The 17136-nt window shown below is 53.6% G+C and carries 16 protein-coding genes; 14 read left to right on the forward strand and 2 right to left on the reverse strand.

Going from position 1 to position 17136, the window contains the following annotated elements; all coding sequences use genetic code 11:
- Window positions 1–54 precede the first annotated feature (54 nt).
- The 6 genes from pabC to ptsG all read left to right on the forward strand — a co-directional run bounded on the left by pabC (window position 55) and on the right by ptsG (window position 6057).
- Window positions 55–870, forward strand: a complete 816-nt coding sequence (pabC, locus tag M987_RS14175; protein WP_014069789.1) for an aminodeoxychorismate lyase — start codon at window positions 55–57, stop codon at window positions 868–870.
- Window positions 867–1889, forward strand: coding sequence for a cell division protein YceG (gene yceG, locus M987_RS14180; RefSeq protein WP_014069790.1), 1023 nt, complete (start codon window positions 867–869; stop codon window positions 1887–1889). Before pabC ends, yceG begins: the two co-directional genes overlap by 4 nt.
- The gene (gene tmk / locus M987_RS14185; protein WP_014069791.1) at window positions 1879–2520 is read left to right on the forward strand and encodes a dTMP kinase; all 642 of its coding nucleotides are present in this window, start codon (window positions 1879–1881) and stop codon (window positions 2518–2520) included. The genes yceG and tmk overlap by 11 nt, the downstream gene beginning before the upstream one ends.
- Window positions 2517–3521 carry a DNA polymerase III subunit delta' gene (gene holB, locus M987_RS14190; RefSeq protein WP_014069792.1) on the forward strand — a complete coding sequence of 335 codons (1005 nt, stop codon included), beginning with the start codon at window positions 2517–2519 and terminating at the stop codon, window positions 3519–3521. The genes tmk and holB overlap by 4 nt, the downstream gene beginning before the upstream one ends.
- Window positions 3522–3531: 10 nt before the next feature.
- Entirely contained in the window at window positions 3532–4326 is a 795-nt protein-coding gene (locus tag M987_RS14195) for a metal-dependent hydrolase (RefSeq protein WP_014069793.1), read from the forward strand.
- A gap of 297 nt (window positions 4327–4623) precedes the next feature.
- Window positions 4624–6057 (forward strand): PTS glucose transporter subunit IIBC, encoded by a 1434-nt coding sequence (ptsG, locus tag M987_RS14200; RefSeq protein ID WP_014069794.1) that lies wholly within the window; start codon window positions 4624–4626, stop codon window positions 6055–6057.
- A 127-nt stretch (window positions 6058–6184) separates the two neighbouring features.
- Here ptsG and fhuE read toward each other — a convergent pair whose 3' ends face one another.
- The gene (fhuE, locus tag M987_RS14205) at window positions 6185–8377 is read right to left on the reverse strand and encodes a ferric-rhodotorulic acid/ferric-coprogen receptor FhuE (RefSeq protein ID WP_041162038.1); all 2193 of its coding nucleotides are present in this window, start codon (window positions 8375–8377) and stop codon (window positions 6185–6187) included.
- Between the two features lie 354 nt (window positions 8378–8731).
- Between fhuE and hinT the strand changes: the two genes are divergently transcribed.
- The 8 genes from hinT to M987_RS14245 all read left to right on the forward strand — a co-directional run bounded on the left by hinT (window position 8732) and on the right by M987_RS14245 (window position 14817).
- Complete coding sequence (hinT, locus tag M987_RS14210) at window positions 8732–9091, forward strand: purine nucleoside phosphoramidase (protein WP_014069796.1); 360 nt, start codon at window positions 8732–8734, stop codon at window positions 9089–9091.
- 1 nt (window position 9092) lies between these two features.
- A complete protein-coding gene (locus M987_RS14215; protein ID WP_014069797.1) occupies window positions 9093–9467 on the forward strand; it encodes a YcfL family putative periplasmic lipoprotein in 375 nt (124 codons plus the stop codon).
- Between the two features lie 13 nt (window positions 9468–9480).
- Window positions 9481–10125 carry a penicillin-binding protein activator LpoB gene (gene lpoB, locus M987_RS14220; RefSeq protein ID WP_088201843.1) on the forward strand — a complete coding sequence of 215 codons (645 nt, stop codon included), beginning with the start codon at window positions 9481–9483 and terminating at the stop codon, window positions 10123–10125.
- Window positions 10106–10930 (forward strand): thiamine kinase, encoded by an 825-nt coding sequence (gene thiK, locus M987_RS14225; protein ID WP_014069799.1) that lies wholly within the window; start codon window positions 10106–10108, stop codon window positions 10928–10930. The genes lpoB and thiK overlap by 20 nt, the downstream gene beginning before the upstream one ends.
- A gap of 11 nt (window positions 10931–10941) precedes the next feature.
- The gene (nagZ, locus tag M987_RS14230; RefSeq protein ID WP_014069800.1) at window positions 10942–11967 is read left to right on the forward strand and encodes a beta-N-acetylhexosaminidase; all 1026 of its coding nucleotides are present in this window, start codon (window positions 10942–10944) and stop codon (window positions 11965–11967) included.
- Window positions 11968–12001: 34 nt separating this feature from the next.
- On the forward strand, window positions 12002–12544 hold the full coding sequence (gene ycfP, locus M987_RS14235; protein ID WP_014069801.1) for an alpha/beta hydrolase YcfP: 543 nt from the start codon (window positions 12002–12004) through the stop codon (window positions 12542–12544).
- Window positions 12545–12780: 236 nt separating this feature from the next.
- Window positions 12781–14085, forward strand: coding sequence for an NAD(P)/FAD-dependent oxidoreductase (locus M987_RS14240; RefSeq protein ID WP_014069802.1), 1305 nt, complete (start codon window positions 12781–12783; stop codon window positions 14083–14085).
- 192 nt (window positions 14086–14277) lie between these two features.
- Window positions 14278–14817, forward strand: coding sequence for a glycine zipper 2TM domain-containing protein (locus tag M987_RS14245; protein ID WP_014069803.1), 540 nt, complete (start codon window positions 14278–14280; stop codon window positions 14815–14817).
- Between the two features lie 60 nt (window positions 14818–14877).
- Here M987_RS14245 and M987_RS14250 read toward each other — a convergent pair whose 3' ends face one another.
- A complete protein-coding gene (locus tag M987_RS14250; RefSeq protein WP_014069804.1) occupies window positions 14878–17076 on the reverse strand; it encodes a TonB-dependent siderophore receptor in 2199 nt (732 codons plus the stop codon).
- Between the last annotated feature and the right edge of the window lie 60 nt (window positions 17077–17136).

Raw genomic sequence — 17136 nt, forward strand, 5'->3', positions numbered from 1 at the left:
TTGTCCGATTTTATTCACCTTGCCAGACTGTACGACCACGCATAAGGAGCCAGCATGTTTCTAATCAATGGCCTTGAGCAGGACACACTTCCTGCAAGCGACAGGGCGACTCAGTTTGGCGACGGCTGCTTTACCACGGCGCGCATTCATCAGGGCGAGATCTGTTTTCTTGCAGAGCATATCCGCCGGTTACAGGGCGCCTGTGAAAAACTGCTTATCCCGTTCACCGCATGGGACACCCTGGCAGGCGAGATGATTCAGTTGGGGGTAGGGCACGCCAGTGGCGTGCTGAAAGTGATCATCAGCCGTGGCAGCGGTGGCCGGGGCTACAGCGGCGCGAGCTGCCAGCATCCGACACGGATCCTCAGCGTTTCAACTTATCCTGCACATTATGCCCGCTGGCGTCAGGATGGCATCACGCTTCAATTAAGCCCGGTACGTCTTGGGCGAAACCCTGCGCTTGCCGGAATAAAACACCTGAATCGTCTTGAGCAGGTCCTGATCCGTGCTCATCTTGAGCACTCAGACGCCGACGAGGCGCTGGTCCTTGACAGCGAAGGGTTCATTACTGAATGCTGTGCGGCTAATTTATTTTGGCGGCGGGGCAGTGATGTCTTCACGCCGAAGCTTGATCAGGCTGGCGTAAATGGCATTATGCGCCAGTTTTGTATGCAGCAGCTGGCACACTCTGGTTTTCGCGTTGTCGAAGTTAACGCAACTGAGGATGCGCTGTTAGCAGCAGATGAAGTCGTTGTCTGTAATGCACTGATGCCAGTTGTACCTGTTCGCGCCTGCGGCCAGCAATGCTGGGCATCGCGCGAGCTGTATCATTATTTAGCCCCGTTATGTGAGCAAACCAGAACGTCATGAAGAAAATGTTGCGCTTTATCCTGCTCCTGGTTGTTGTGCTGGTAGTTGCTGGCGGAGCCGGAGTGTGGAAAGTTCGTCAACTGGCGGACAGTAAGATCCTGATTAAAGAAGAAACCATATTTACCCTTAAAGCAGGAACCGGACGTCTGGCGCTCGGCGAACAGCTTTATGGCGATAAAGTGATTAACCGTCCACGGGTTTTCCAGTGGCTGCTGCGCGTTGAGCCAGACTTGTCGCATTTTAAAGCAGGCACGTATCGCCTGATGCCAGGCATGACGGTCAGAGAAATGCTGCAATTACTGGAAAGTGGTAAAGAGGCACAATTCCCGCTGCGCTTTGTTGAGGGGATGCGCCTGAGTGACTACCTCAAACAGCTGCGAGATGCGCCTTACATCAAACATACCCTGAAAGATGATAGCTACCAGACGGTGGCTGAGTTGCTCAAATTCGAACACCCTGAATGGGTTGAAGGCTGGTTTTGGCCGGATACCTGGATGTATACCGCCGGGACCACCGATGTTGCCATCCTGAAGCGTGCGCACAAAAAAATGGTTACTGCCGTTGATGCCGCCTGGGAAGGGCGTATCGATGGGCTGCCGTATAAAGATAAGAACCAGTTCGTGACCATGGCTTCTATCATCGAAAAAGAGACCGCGGTTGCCGCGGAGCGTGACCAGGTGGCATCGGTGTTTATCAACCGACTGCGCATCGGGATGCGGCTGCAAACCGATCCTACGGTGATTTACGGTATGGGTGAGAATTACACCGGTAAGATATCAAGAAAAGATCTGGAAACGCCGACCGCGTATAATACCTACGTGATTAGCGGATTACCGCCAGGCCCGATCGCCACACCGAGCGAAGCCTCGCTTAACGCGGCAGCTCATCCGGCAAAAACACCTTATCTCTATTTTGTGGCTGATGGAAAAGGCGGGCATACCTTTAATACCAATCTTGCCAGCCACAATCGCTCTGTTCAGGACTATCTGAAGGCACTTAAGGAAAAAAATGCGCAGTAAATACATTGTTATTGAGGGGCTGGAAGGCGCAGGAAAAACGACCGCGCGCAATCTGGTGGTGGATACACTCAAAACGCTGGGTATCGGGGAGATGGTGTTCACCCGCGAGCCGGGCGGCACGCAGCTGGCAGAAAAACTGCGAAGCCTGGTGCTGGATATCAAATCCGTGGGTGACGAAATCATCACCGATAAAGCCGAAGTTCTGATGTTTTATGCCGCTCGCGTTCAGCTGGTTGAAACCGTTATCAAGCCCGCACTGGCCGAAGGCAAATGGGTGATTGGCGATCGCCATGACCTCTCGACTCAGGCTTATCAGGGCGGCGGCCGGGGTATCGATCAGACGATGTTAGCCACGCTGCGTGATGCGGTGTTGGGTAACTTCCGCCCAGACCTGACGCTCTATCTGGATGTCACCCCTGAAGTGGGCCTGAAACGCGCCCGCGCGCGTGGCGAGCTGGATCGCATTGAACAAGAGTCGCTGGATTTCTTCAACCGTACTCGCGCGCGCTATCTTGAGCTTGCCGGGCAGGACAGTTCCATCCGCACCATTGATGCTACTCAGTCACTCGATGACGTGGCGCGCTCAATTCGTGAAACAGTGACCCAGTGGGTACAGGAGCAGCAGGCATGAAATGGTATCCATGGTTGCGCCCACACTTTGAGCAGCTGATTAACAGCTATCAGGCCGGTCGGGGGCATCATGCGTTACTGATTCAGGCGTTGCCGGGCATGGGTGATGACGCGCTGATTTACGCGATCGCCCGTTTTTTGATGTGCCAGCAGCCAGAAGGGCACAAAAGCTGCGGTAAATGCCGGGGCTGCCAGCTGATGCAGGCTGGCACCCATCCTGACTACTACACCCTTGAGCCAGAAAAAGGCAAAACCACCCTCGGTATTGATGCTGTGCGTGAGGTCAGTGAAAAACTGTACGAACATGCGCGACTGGGCGGGGCAAAAGTGGTCTGGCTGAAAGATGCGGCGTTACTCACCGAGGCGGCGGCGAACGCTCTGTTGAAAACGCTTGAAGAGCCCCCGGAGAAGACCTGGTTCTTTATGTCATGTCGTGAACCGGGGCGATTGCTGGCGACATTGCGTAGTCGCTGCCGTCTTCATCACCTCGCTGTACCGCAAGAAAACTGGGCGTTAAGCTGGCTTGAACGTGAAGTGACGGCGTCACAAGAGGCCGCGCTCACTGCATTGCGCTTATGCAGCGGTGCGCCAGCGGCAGCGCTGGCTTTGCTGCAACCCGAAAGCTGGTCGCAGCGTGAGGCGCTCTGCCGTGCCGTAGCGTCAGCGCTGGATAGCCGCGACTGGCTGAGCTTGCTGGCTGTTCTGAACCATGACCAGGCCGCTGAGCGCTTGCACTGGCTGGCGTCAATGCTGCTGGATGCGCTGAAGTGCCAGCAGGGTGCAACACTGCTTTCCAACGTGGATGTCTGGGGGCTTATCAATACGCTGGCCAACCGTCTGTCGGGCAATATGCTGCGTGCTATCCTTCATGATGTCTGCCAGAGCCGTGAACAACTCTTAACGGTAACCGGTCTTAATCGCGAGCTTTTACTAACGGACCAGTTACTGCGTATCGAACATTACCTGCAACCAGGCACACCGCTGCCTGTTTCCCATCTCTGAGAGAGACATTATGTTTTTAGTCGACTCACACTGCCATCTTGATGGCCTGGATTACCAATCACTGCATAAAAACGTGGACGATGTGCTGGCGAAAGCCGCCGCCCGCGATGTGAAATTCTGCCTGGCGGTGGCAACCACGCTGCCAGGCTATCGCACCATGCGCGAGCTGGTGGGCGTTCGCGATAACGTTGTATTTTCCTGTGGTGTGCATCCGCTGAATCAGGATGAAGAGTATGACGTTGAAGATTTGCGTCGTCTGGCGGCGGAAGAGGGAGTTGTCGCGATGGGTGAAACGGGACTGGACTATTTCTATACCCCTGAAACGAAACCCCGCCAGCAGGAATCTTTCCGTAACCACATCCGCATTGGCCGTGAGCTGAACAAGCCGGTTATCGTGCATACGCGTGATGCGCGGGCCGATACGCTGGCGATCCTCCGGGAAGAAAATGTGACGGATTGCGGTGGCGTACTACACTGTTTCACAGAAGACAGAGAAACGGCGGGTAAGCTGCTTGATTTAGGTTTTTATATCTCGTTTTCTGGGATCGTGACGTTTCGTAACGCAGAGCAGCTCCGTGACGCTGCGCGTTATGTCCCTCTCGATCGCATTCTGGTGGAAACAGACTCTCCTTATCTGGCACCGGTGCCGCATCGCGGCAAAGAGAATCAACCTGCCATGACGAGAGATGTGGCTGAGTATATGGCCGTTCTGAAGGGTGTCAGCATTGATGAGCTGGCTCGCGTCACGACGGAAAACTTCGCAAACCTGTTCCACATCGACCCCGCCCGCCTGCAATCTGTTTGATACACCTGTTTTTTTTAGGCTCGTAATTAATAAATAAAGCGAGTAAAGTTCACCGCCTCATTTGGGGCGGTGACGGTGTATTTAGACACATCCAGACATGCTTTTTGTAAAAAACTGAAAGTTTTTGGTCCGCCTTGAGCTGAAACGTGATAGCCGTCAAACAAACTCAGAGGGATTTATTTTACTCTGTGTAATAAATAAAGGGCGCTTAGATGTCCTGTCCACGGCGCGGTACTCCCCCCGGGCCAATGCGTGAAAGCGTAAAAAAAGCACAAATACTCAGGAGCACTCTCAATTATGTTTAAGAATGCATTTGCTAACCTGCAAAAGGTCGGTAAATCGCTGATGCTGCCAGTATCCGTACTGCCTATCGCAGGTATCCTGCTGGGTGTCGGTTCTGCTAACTTCAGCTGGCTGCCAGCCGTAGTTTCCCACGTGATGGCCGAAGCAGGCGGCTCTGTTTTTGCTAACATGCCGCTGATCTTCGCTATCGGTGTTGCTCTGGGCTTCACCAATAACGATGGTGTATCTGCGCTGGCCGCAGTTGTTGCCTACGGCATCATGGTGAAAACCATGGCTGTGGTGGCACCACTGGTTCTGCATTTACCTGCTGAAGAGATCGCAGCGAAACACCTGGCTGATACCGGTGTTCTCGGCGGGATCATCTCCGGTGCGATTGCAGCGTATATGTTCAACCGCTTCTATCGCATCAAGCTGCCTGAGTATCTGGGCTTCTTCGCGGGCAAGCGCTTCGTTCCGATCATTTCTGGTCTGGCAGCGATTTTCACTGGCGTGATCCTGTCCTTCATCTGGCCACCGATCGGCTCTGCAATCCAGACCTTCTCTCAGTGGGCTGCTTACCAGAACCCGGTTGTGGCATTCGGTATCTACGGCTTCATCGAGCGCTGCCTGGTACCATTTGGTCTGCACCACATCTGGAACGTTCCATTCCAGATGCAGATTGGTGAATTCACCAACGCAGCAGGTCAGGTGTTCCACGGTGATATCCCACGTTACATGGCAGGTGACCCAACTGCGGGCAAACTGTCTGGTGGCTTCCTGTTCAAAATGTACGGCCTGCCGGCTGCTGCGATTGCAATCTGGCACTCTGCTAAACCAGAGAACCGTGCAAAAGTGGGCGGTATCATGATCTCCGCAGCGTTGACCTCGTTCCTGACCGGTATCACCGAGCCGATCGAGTTCTCCTTCATGTTCGTTGCGCCGATCCTGTACATCATTCACGCGGTACTGGCAGGTCTGGCGTTCCCAATCTGTATCCTGCTGGGTATGCGTGACGGTACGTCCTTCTCTCACGGCCTGATCGACTTTATCGTTCTGTCTGGTAACAGCAGCAAACTGTGGCTGTTCCCAATCGTTGGTGCGTGCTACGCGGTTGTTTACTACACCATCTTCCGTGTGCTTATCAAAGCACTGGACCTGAAAACTCCAGGTCGTGAAGATGCGTCTGAAGACAGCAAAGCAGCAGCGACCAGCGAAATGGCTCCGGCTCTGGTTGCAGCGTTCGGCGGCAAAGAAAACATCACTAACCTGGACGCGTGTATCACTCGTCTGCGTGTGAGCGTTGCTGACGTAGCGAAAGTAGACCAGCCTGGTCTGAAAAAACTTGGCGCAGCGGGCGTTGTTGTTGCAGGTTCCGGTGTTCAGGCAATCTTCGGTACTAAATCCGATAACCTGAAAACCGAAATGGATGAATACATCCGCAGCAACTAAGTTGTGACTGGGGAGACTAAGGCAGCCGATTGGCTGCCTTTTTTATTGCTTGTGCGCCGGGATGCCGGGTGGCAAAGCGGGCACAAAAAAAGGGAGCCATCTGGCTCCCTTTGTTGTTGATACTCTCTTAGAAATCGTAGCTCGCGCTCACCGAGAAGTTAAGCGGCGCACCGTACACGAGATAAGATCCGGCATAGTCGTAGTAATCTTTGTCGAACAGGTTATTCACGTTCGCCTGTACGGCAAAGTCTTTGGTCACCTGGTAGCGGCTGAACAGATTCACCAGCGCGTAGCTGCCTTGTTCAGCACGGGAACGACCGGCAGGACCGCCATCAACATCCGTCCAGACCTTGTTTTGCCAGTTAACACCGCCACCCACGGCCAGCTCTGGCAGCATCGGCAACTGATAACGGGTAAAGAGCTTCATGGTGGTTCGCGGCTGGTCAGAGCTTACGGCATTCCCGTTCTTATCTTCGGCGATAAAGCGGGTCGCACCAAAGGTTAGCTGCCAGTTATCGGTCAGGGCACCGTTCAGCTCAAACTCAATCCCTTTACTCACCACGCCATCCAGTGATTCATAAATCGACTCACCGCTTGGCATATAGGTGTAGGTATTGTTGGCAACGTTATCCTGCTCAATACGGAAGATGGCCAGAGAGGTAGTCAGGCGGGTGTTAAACCAGTCTGCCTTCACGCCCGCCTCGTAACTTTTACCCGTTGTCGGATCGAGGTAACGGCCATTGGCGTCACGCTTGTCCTGCGGCTGGAAGATAGAGGTATAGCTGATGTACGTTGACCAGTCTTCGTTGATGTCATAGACCAGGCCCGCGTACGGCGTCACGTCGTCTTTGGTGCTTTCCAGACGGGTGTCCGGGGAGCCTGCCGGGTTATAGCGAATGTTGTAGTTGGTGTAACGTGCGCCCAGGATCAGGTGCAGCGGATCGGCCAGCGAGAAGCGGGCAGAGGTATACGCTGAGGACTGACGAATATCGTCCTGGCTGTAGAGCTTCCACGGCGTCCACTGTGGGTCGGCAATATTACCGTTCCAGTTTTTGAAATCACCCACATCAACCATACCGTAAAGGGTATCCGGCATTGAGTTGTCGTAGTGGTTGCGCTGACGGCTGAAGCTTCCGCCAAACATCATTTCGTGCTGGCGACCGAAGAGATCGAAATCACCGCGCAGGAAGGCATCCACTGCATCCTGTTTACGCTCGCCCCGGTTCCAGCCGCCGTAACCGACCAGGCCGGATCCTGTGTCTTTATCCGGGTAGCCGTACATGTACATCAGCTTGGTATCAAAGTTGGTTTCCGCGTGCATCCCGTTGATGTGCGCTTCCCAGCCGTTGTCGAAACGTTGGGTCAGGTTGGCGAAAATGCGGGTGTTGTCTTTGTCTGAATACGCCCAGTCTGGCGCAACGGTCTGGCTATGGTTGTAATGCGTTTTGCTGCCGTCGCTGTACCAGGTTGGCAGGCCGCCCCAGGTAGGATCTTCAGTCTTGCTCTCCTGGTATTCATATCCCAGAGAGAGGGTGGTGCTGTCGGTGACATCGGCATCCACCACACCGTACAGGAATTTCTTACGGTAGTGATAGTTATCGACAAAGCTGTCGTTGTCCTGATAACCGGTGATCAACCGCCCACGGACTTTACCGGACTCTACCAGCGGAGCCTGTAAATCGAGCACATAGCGCTGTTTATCCCAGCTGCCATAGCTGGCCGATACGTTGCCCTTGAATTCATTGCTGTCAGCATGTTTACGCACCATGTTGACGTAAGCGGCCGGGTTACCCGTGCCGGACATCAGGCCCGTGGCACCACGCACCACTTCAATACGATCGTAAATGGCGGTGTCGGCCGCCGTATCGCCAAAGTTCCACACTTCACTGATGGAGGTTGGCAGGTCATCGTAGGCATAGTTACTCACGAAGAAACCACGGGAGTAAAATACAGAGCGGTCGCTGTCCTGAACCTGCGCGGTTACCCCGGTGGTGTTGGTCAATACCTGCCCGATGGATTGCAGATTCTGGTCAGCCATACGTTGCTGGCTGATCACACTGACGGATTGCGGAATATCGCGCGGCACTAACAGCAGCTTTGTACCGGTGGTGGTGGTTTTAACGCTGTAATCCTGCTCCTGACCGGCAGACGGATCCTGTGCGTTATCAAAACCGCCATCAACAACAACGGTGTCTTCAGTAGACGTGGTAGCGGCGAAACTTACGGTTGGCATCAATGCCATAGCAATGCAGGCAGCCAGCAACGAAGGTGTTGTGGCAGGCTGACGTTGCCCATCCCTGGTATGATTAATGAAAGACATCATCAAACCCTTAATGAATGGTGAAAGTTGTGTGCGTCAGTCCCGTGGAGCCGGGCTGAAGTCGTTTTCTATGTTTGAAATGCGCATGAAAATGCAAATGCGAAATATACGCATTGTGATTAACGCTGTAAACAGATGTTTCGAACGGAAGTGAAATATTGTTTCAGGATATCAACGCACAAGAGCGCTCACTCTTCAGGCAGCTATCGTGCAATCAAGGAAAGAAATCGAGGGAGAAGGTTGAAAGGACAGGAGAAACTCGCTCATACTCTTGAATTGTGTCACACAGTAATGCAGACAATGTGTGTTATTGGCAGACCCACCACGCCAGATTAAACAAAAAAGGAAAAGATCATGGCTGAAGAAACGATTTTCAGTAAAATTATCCGCCGCGAAATTCCGTCGGATATCGTGTATCAGGATGAGCTGGTGACAGCCTTCCGGGACATTTCACCTCAGGCGCCGACACACATCCTTATCATTCCCAATATTCTGATTCCGACCGTGAACGATGTGAAAACCGAGCACGAAGTGGCATTAGGCCGTATGCTGACGGTGGCGGCAAAAATTGCTGAGCAGGAAGGCATTGCGCAGGACGGCTATCGCCTGATCATGAACTGCAATCGCCATGGCGGGCAGGAAGTTTATCATATTCACATGCATCTGCTGGGTGGCCGCCCGCTGGGGCCGATGCTGGCACATAAAGGTCTTTGACATGCTAAGAGGGCGTTTTGCAGCGCTGGTAATGACGCTGGTGATGGTAGGGTGCAGCGCGCGTCCCGCGATCCCGGTGAGTGATGAACAGACGCTGGTCATGGAGTCCTCTGTTCTGGCTGCGGGTATCACGGCAGAACAACCTTCGCTGACCATCAGCGAAATTCAGGCTTCTGCGTCCTCTTCGCTTTATAACGAAAGACACGAACCAGTCACGGTGCATTACCGTTTCTACTGGTATGACGTACGAGGTCTTGAAATGCACCCACTGGAAGCGACGCGCACGGTAGTTATTCCGGCGATGTCATCGGTCACGCTGTATGGCAGCGCGAACTACCTGGGTGCACATAAGGTCAGACTTTATCTTTATTTGTAAGGGGTGAACCTTGATTAAAAATATGAGCCGTTTTGCGCTCGTTACCGCATTTGCACTCTTCCTTTCAGGGTGTATGACGCGCATGGAACAACCTGCTCCTGTAGAAGAGGCGAAACCGGGCACGGCGCAGCCTGTAGAGCCAACGCAGCCGGTGCCAACCGTGCCTTCTGTTCCGACCATCCCTGCGCAGCCTGGCCCAATCGAACATCCTGATGCAACGGCACAGCCAGCACCGCGCGTGCGTCATTACGACTGGAACGGCGCAATGCAGCCAATGGTCGGTAAGATGTTGCAGGCGCAGGGCGTTACCCCTGGCAGCGTGCTGCTGGTGGATAGCGTGAACAACCGTACCAACGGTTCCCTGAATGCAGGTGAAGCGACCGAAACGCTGCGCAATGCGCTGGCGAATAACGGCAAATTTACGCTGGTTTCTGCACAGCAGCTCGCGGTGGCAAAACAGCAACTGGGGCTGTCTGCTCAGGACAGTCTCGGTTCACGTAGCAAGGCGATTGGTATCGCCCGTAACGTTGGCGCGCAGTATGTGCTTTACTCTAACGCCAGCGGTAACGTGAATACGCCTGCGTTGCAGATGCAGTTGATGCTGGTTCAGACAGGCGAAATTATCTGGTCAGGTAAAGGTGCCGTTACGCAACAATAACTGCTCGCGTGATGACGTTCTGACACGTTATTTTCCGCAGTATCGCCTTATCGCGCCGCAGGCCCATTCCGGGCTTGGCGGCGCGAGTTGCATTATCGCCCGGGGCGAACACCGACTGGTGTTACGCCAGCATCATGATGGCTCTGCTCCGGCTTCCCATTTTCGTCGACAGTACCGCGCATTAACGCGACTTCCCGCAGAGCTTGTGCCGAAACCGCAGTTTTTTATGCAGGGATGGATGGCGGTGGAATATCTTGCGGGCGAGATCAAAACCGGATTACCGGATACTTCCACGCTCGCCGCCATGCTGTATCATCTGCACCGCCAACGGCGTCTGGGCTGGCGCATCACGCTTTTACCCTTGCTTGAACAGTACTGGCAGCAGGCATCGCCCGCCAGGCGCACGCCTTTTTGGCTGGCGCAGCTCAAGCGGCTGCGTAAAGCGGGTGAGCCACAGCCGCTGCGGCTTGCGCCTTTACATATGGATGTTCACGCCGGAAATATCGTCCACACGCCCACGGGCGACAGACTGATCGACTGGGAATACGCCGGTGACGGAGACGTTGCGCTGGAGCTTGCGGCAGTCTGGACACCGGATGATGCCGCGCGCGGACAGTTAATTCAGGCCTACGCCAGGTCAGCACACATAGATCCGTGGACGCTTGCGCGCCAGGTCTGGCGCTGGAGACCGTGGGTACTGATGCTGATGGCTGGCTGGTTTGAAGTACGCTTGCAGCAATCGGCAGACAAACAATTTATCGCGCTGGCAGATGACGTCTGGCGCCAGTTACAAACTAAAGGATAAGAGAGGTTCGTGTGGGTCCAGTCATGTTGGATGTCGAAGGCTTTGAGCTGGATGCGGAGGAGCGCGAAATTCTGGCGCACCCGCTGGTCGGTGGCCTGATTCTGTTTACCCGCAACTATCACGACCCGGAGCAGTTGCGGGAACTGGTTCGACAAATTCGCGCGGCGTCACGCAATCAGCTGGTGGTGGCGGTAGACCAGGAAGGCGGTCGCGTGCAGCGTTTTCGCGAGGGCTTTACCCGCCTGCCAGCAGCGCAGTCTTTCGCCGCGCTGCTGGGCACCGAAGAGGGCGGCAAGCTGGCGCAGGATGCCGGCTGGCTGATGGCAAGTGAAATGATTGCGATGGATATTGATATCAGCTTTGCCCCCGTGCTGGATGTCGGGCACATTAGCGCTGCTATTGGTGAGCGTTCATACCATGAAGATCCGCGCATCGCACTGGAAATGGCCACACGTTTTATTGACGGGATGCACGATGCCGGGATGAAAACCACCGGTAAACACTTCCCGGGGCACGGGGCCGTCACGGCGGATTCTCACAAAGAAACCCCGCGCGACCCACGCCCTGAAGCGGAGATCCGCGCCAAAGATATGTCAGTGTTCCGCTCGCTTATCACCGATAACAAGCTTGATGCCATCATGCCGGCACATGTTATTTACAGCGATGTCGATCCACGCCCGGCGAGCGGCTCTGCCCACTGGCTGAAAACCGTGCTGCGTCAGGAATTAGGCTTTAACGGCGTGATCTTCTCTGACGATTTGTCGATGGAAGGTGCTGCCATTATGGGCAGCTATGCTGAACGCGGACAGGCATCGCTGGATGCAGGTTGCGATATGATCCTGGTCTGCAATAATCGTAAAGGCGCAGTCAGTGTGTTGGATAACCTGTCGCCGATCAATGCTGAGCGTGTTACACAATTGTATCATAAAGGTTCATTTAGCCGTCAGGAGCTGATGGGCTCGGCGCGCTGGAAGACGGTCAATGCTCAGCTTGAGGCGCTGAATGAGCGCTGGCTGGCGCATAAAGCAGGCCTTTAATCCCTCCTGGAAGGCGTAGCGTGGTGAGAAGACGATGATCATCTATTTACACGGTTTTGACTCAAACAGTCCTGGTAATCATGAGAAAGTGCTGCAATTGCAGTTTATCGATCCGGATGTACGGCTGATTAGCTACAGCACCCGCCATCCGAAACATGATATGCAGCATTTGCTCAAAGAAGTGGACAAAATGTTGCAGCTTAATGTCGACGATCGCCCGCTGATTTGTGGGGTGGGTCTGGGTGGATATTGGGCTGAGCGCATTGGATTCTTGTGCGATATCCGTCAGGTGGTGTTCAACCCGAACCTGTTTCCGCATGAAAATATGGAAGGGAAGATTGACCGCCCGGAAGAGTATGCCGATATCGGGACCAAGTGCGTCAGCAACTTTCGTGAAAAGAATCGCGATCGTTGCCTGGTGATTCTGTCGCGTAACGATGAAGCCCTCAGCAGCACCCGTGCCGCCGAGCTGCTTCACCATTACTATGAAATTGTCTGGGACGAAGAACAGACCCACAAATTCAAAAATATCTCCCCGCATCTGCAACGCATTAAAGCCTTTAAAACCCTGGGTTAAAGGCATCTGACGTTTTCTCAAGCCCGGCGGCGCAAGCTTGCCGGGCTTTCTTTTTGCTAAAATTGTACAAATATCAGCCATCAAAACTTGATGCATATCAATTTTGGTATGACCAATGCGCCTGGCGTGTTATTCTCAATGCACCTGAATGGTTTCAGTGCTGTAACCTGTTGTTAATTAAGGGTTATTTTTATAACTTTTAATTAACAATTGGTTAATAATTTGAGGGGGTCACGTTGACTACGCCATTGAAAAAGATAGTGATTGTAGGCGGTGGAGCTGGCGGGCTGGAGCTGGCTACACAGCTTGGCAAAAAGCTGGGTCGCGGTAAAAAAGCCAAAATTACGCTGGTCGATCGTAACCACAGTCACCTGTGGAAACCACTGTTACACGAAGTGGCAACCGGTTCTCTGGATGAGGGTGTTGATGCGCTGAGCTATCTGGCACATGCGCGTAATCACCACTTCCAGTTCCAGCTGGGTTCCGTGGTGGACATCAACCGTGAAAGCAAAACCATCACGCTTGCCGAACTGCGTGATGAAAAAGGCGAATTGCTGGTTCCTGAGCGCAAACTGCCTTATGACACGCTGGTGATGGCGCTGGGCAGTACCTCCAACGATTTCAACACGCCTGGCGTGAAAGAACACTGCATCTTCCTGGATAACCCGCATCAGGCGCGCCGTTTCCATCAGGAAATGCTTAACCTGTTCCTGAAGTACACCAATAACATGGGTGCCAACGGCAAGGTCAACATCGCGATTGTCGGCGGTGGTGCGACCGGAGTTGAGCTGTCTGCTGAGCTGCACAATGCGGTAAAACAGCTGCACAGCTATGGTTACAAAGGGCTGACCAACGAAGCGCTGAACGTGACGCTGGTTGAAGCGGGCGAACGTATTCTGCCTGCGCTGCCGCCGCGTATTTCCGGTGCGGCACACAGCGAGTTAACCAAACTGGGCGTTCGTGTACTGACCCAGACGATGGTCACAAGCGCGGATGAAGGTGGCCTGCATACCAAAGATGGCGAATACATCGAAGCGGATCTGATGGTCTGGGCGGCAGGGATTAAAGCGCCAGATTTCATGAAAGATATCGGTGGTCTGGAAACGAACCGAATTAACCAGCTGGTGACTGAGCCAACGCTGCAAACTACCCGCGACCCGGAAATCTACGCGATTGGCGACTGTGCATCCTGTGCGCGTCCTGAAGGTGGTTTCGTACCGCCACGTGCTCAGGCCGCGCACCAGATGGCAAGCCTTGTGCTGCACAATATTCTGGCGCAGACCAAAGGCAAGCCAATGAAATCGTACGTTTATAAAGACCACGGTTCGCTGGTATCGCTCTCTAACTTCTCGACCGTAGGCAGCCTGATGGGTAACCTGATGCGTGGATCGATGATGGTCGAAGGGCGCATTGCACGCTTCGTGTACATTTCGCTGTACCGTATGCATCAGATTGCCCTGCACGGCTACTTCAAAACCGGTCTGATGATGCTGGTGGGCAGAATCAACCGCGTGATCCGTCCTCGCCTTAAACTGCATTAATTCTTCTCTCCCTCCGGGCTCACCGGAGGGATTTTTAGCATATCATGCTGTTCATTTCCTGAACGCCTCTTCGGAGTTCTCCTAAACAGGATGATCCTGCCCATTTCCCCGAGTTTTTAATCCTTTTTCTGATTGGCTAAGTCTGGCGTTAATTGCAGAATTGTTACCAATAGCAACAAAGGAGGAAGTCCCGTGAATAAATCAATGTTGGCGGGTATCGGGATTGGTGTTGCTGCTGCGTTAGGTGTGGCAGCGGTTGCCAGTCTCAACGTGCTTGATCGCGGCCCGCAGTATGCTCAGGTCGTTTCTGCTACCCCTATTAAAGAATCGGTAAAAACGCCGCGTCAGGAGTGCCGCAACGTAGCCGTTACGCATCGCCGTCCGGTTCAGGATGAAAACCGTATCGCCGGCTCTGTGCTGGGTGCGGTAGCCGGTGGGGTGATTGGTCATCAGTTTGGTGGCGGTCGTGGTAAAGATGTGGCGACCGTGGTTGGTGCGCTGGGCGGCGGTTACGCAGGTAACCAGGTTCAGGGCGCAATGCAGGATAACGATACCTACACCACGACTCAGCAGCGCTGTAAAACCGTCTATGACAAGTCAGAAAAAATGCTGGGTTATGACGTGACGTACAAAATTGGCGATCAGCAGGGCAAAATCCGCATGGATAAAGACCCTGGCAGCCAAATTCCGCTGGACGGAAATGGTCAGCTGGTCCTGAATAACAAAGTGTAAAAAAGATGTTCTCTGAATTTAGCTCCTCAAGCGCTCAGGCTGAGGAGCTTTTTTTTGCAATCAGAAGGTCAGAGCATAGTTAAGCCCAAAGGTACGACCGCGTCCTTTGTACTCGTACAATGCGGCATTGCCGTACGTTGGGCTGTAGAGCAACGGTGCACGCTGGCCCCAGACGGTGGTGTACTGTTTATCCAGCAGGTTTTCGATGCTGAACGACAGTTTACCCAGCGGCAGCTGATAACTGCTGAGGAAATCGACGGTGTTATAACCTTCGATTTCATTACCTGCGGCGTCCGTCAGGTCAAAGGTTTGCTGAGTCTGAACACGCAGCGACCAGGGTTCAGGCGCCCAGCCCACATAGGCCGTAGCTTTCGACGGCGAGGCCTGAGTCACATCCCATTTCTCCCATGAACCGTTGGTTTTTATCTCTGATTTCAGGATGTTGAAATTACCCCCCACGCTCCAGACGCTGTCAGGGATAACGTAATCCACCGCACCTTCCACACCATAGATACGGCGCTCCTGCGGGTTGACGTCAATCGTCATGTCGCTACGGTTGATGTCGATGGATTTGTCCGAGAGAGAGTAATAGGCCGCAATTTGCGTGCGCAGGTTATCTCCGGTATAGCGCCAGCCCAGCTCATAGGAGTCAACTTTGATCCCTTCAAGTTTTGCATCATTTGGGTTAACGCTTTTAAGCAGCGCCAGGTGGCCCTGTGCATCGGCTTTTGCGTACGCGCCGTTCCCGTAATACTTGCCTGGGTCCGGCAGCTCAACACCCTGAGAGAAGTTAAACCAGAGCTGCTGGCGTTCCGTAATGTGCGCAAGAATGCCGGCGTTAAACAGCAGGTTATCGTAATCCGTTTTACCGCCCGGGATCGCATCTGCTGAAGTGGCCTTGCCATTCGCAATCGCCTGCTGCTGCGAATAACCGATAAAGTCATCAACGCGATTCTCAGTCCATTGATAGCGAACCCCACCGCTCAGGGTGAAGATCTCATTGATGTCATAGCTGTTTTGCAGGAATGGCGCGAAGTTGGTGATGCTGTAACCCGGATAACGCCCGGTGGTATAGGCCGAGTGGTTATTCATCCCGCCTGACGGTACTGACTTCGCCAGGTCAAAGAACATCTGGTTGGAATCGAATGTTTCATGGTCGGCATCGATGCCCCAGGTTACCTGCCAGCTGTCGAGCGGCTTGCTGTTCAGGGTCAGTTTTGCGCCGAACTGATCGGTGTTTTGCTCAGACGCCGCAAAGCTGGTGATGGTTTTGGTTTTTTGATCCACGGTGGGGAAGGGATAAAAACGCAAGGATTCATCACGGTAGTAAATTTGCCCTACCAGCTCTTGCCCCCAGAAATCGGTGTCGGAATATTGCAGGCTGACGAGATGACGTTCTGTCCCCGGAATGCGGTCGGAACTGAACCCGCTACGGGTCCGGGCGGTACCATTTCCGGTCACGGCACTCATGTTTTTATCGAGATAAAGCCCGTAATCATCGTCACCCTGGCTTTTGTAATACTGCGTTACCACCTGCAACTGACGGGTATCGCTGATGTCGATTGTGCCGGTACCCATCACATCCAGACGATCCGAATGTTGTAATCCTGTCTGGGTGTTATCAAAGGTGAGGGCGTCGCCGTTGCCATCATACCAGCCGCCAAAACGCTGATAAGCGACTGAGAGGCGACCCGACGCATGGTCATTCCCCCCGCTAACGGCGGTTGCCACGCGCTCGTCATGGTCATTGCTGTTGTTAAAGCCAGTCTTGCTGCCAAGCTCCAGATCAACCTGCGTTTCTGGCTGACCTTTTTTGGTCACGATGTTAATCAGACCACCGGTACTGCCGCCACCGTACAGGGCCGTAGAGCCGGAAATAACTTCAATATGTTCGATGTTAAAAGGATCAATCGAGTCCAGTTGGCGGCTGTCGGTACGCGAGGAGTTCAGACGCACGCCGTCAATTAACACCACAATGGCGCGGCCGCGCATGTTCATGCCGTAGTTTGTTCGACCCTGGCTGCTGACATCCATACCGGGGATCAACTGCCCGAGAATATCTTTGAACTCCTTGCCACCCTGGACCTGTTGTTCAATTTCATGTCCTTCGATAATCCATGTGGTTTGCGCCATTTCTGCCACGGTACGATGGCTGCGGTTGGCACTGACAATCAGGTTTTCTTCATTGGTTTGTTCGGCGTAAAGCGGCATCGCGATGGCCAGCAATACAGGATTTAGCACCCAGAGGCTTTTCTTCATCATCATTCCTTGTTGAGCGGTCGCTCTTTTTTATAGGCAGGTCAACACCACAATTTTGCA

Source organism: Enterobacter soli ATCC BAA-2102 (assembly GCF_001654845.1).
GTDB classification, from domain to species: domain Bacteria; phylum Pseudomonadota; class Gammaproteobacteria; order Enterobacterales; family Enterobacteriaceae; genus Enterobacter; species Enterobacter soli.

Excerpts from the sequence above, each read along its gene's own strand:
- pabC (WP_014069789.1), top strand. The coding sequence starts at position 55 with ATGTTTCTAATCAATGGCCTTGAGCAGGACACACTTCCTGCAAGCGAC.
- yceG (WP_014069790.1), top strand. The coding sequence starts at position 867 with ATGAAGAAAATGTTGCGCTTTATCCTGCTCCTGGTTGTTGTGCTGGTA.
- tmk (WP_014069791.1), top strand. The coding sequence starts at position 1,879 with ATGCGCAGTAAATACATTGTTATTGAGGGGCTGGAAGGCGCAGGAAAA.
- holB (WP_014069792.1), top strand. The coding sequence starts at position 2,517 with ATGAAATGGTATCCATGGTTGCGCCCACACTTTGAGCAGCTGATTAAC.
- M987_RS14195 (WP_014069793.1), top strand. The coding sequence starts at position 3,532 with ATGTTTTTAGTCGACTCACACTGCCATCTTGATGGCCTGGATTACCAA.
- ptsG (WP_014069794.1), top strand. The coding sequence starts at position 4,624 with ATGTTTAAGAATGCATTTGCTAACCTGCAAAAGGTCGGTAAATCGCTG.
- fhuE (WP_041162038.1), bottom strand. The coding sequence starts at position 8,377 with ATGTCTTTCATTAATCATACCAGGGATGGGCAACGTCAGCCTGCCACA.
- hinT (WP_014069796.1), top strand. The coding sequence starts at position 8,732 with ATGGCTGAAGAAACGATTTTCAGTAAAATTATCCGCCGCGAAATTCCG.
- M987_RS14215 (WP_014069797.1), top strand. The coding sequence starts at position 9,093 with ATGCTAAGAGGGCGTTTTGCAGCGCTGGTAATGACGCTGGTGATGGTA.
- ycfP (WP_014069801.1), top strand. The coding sequence starts at position 12,002 with ATGATCATCTATTTACACGGTTTTGACTCAAACAGTCCTGGTAATCAT.
- M987_RS14250 (WP_014069804.1), bottom strand. The coding sequence starts at position 17,076 with ATGAAGAAAAGCCTCTGGGTGCTAAATCCTGTATTGCTGGCCATCGCG.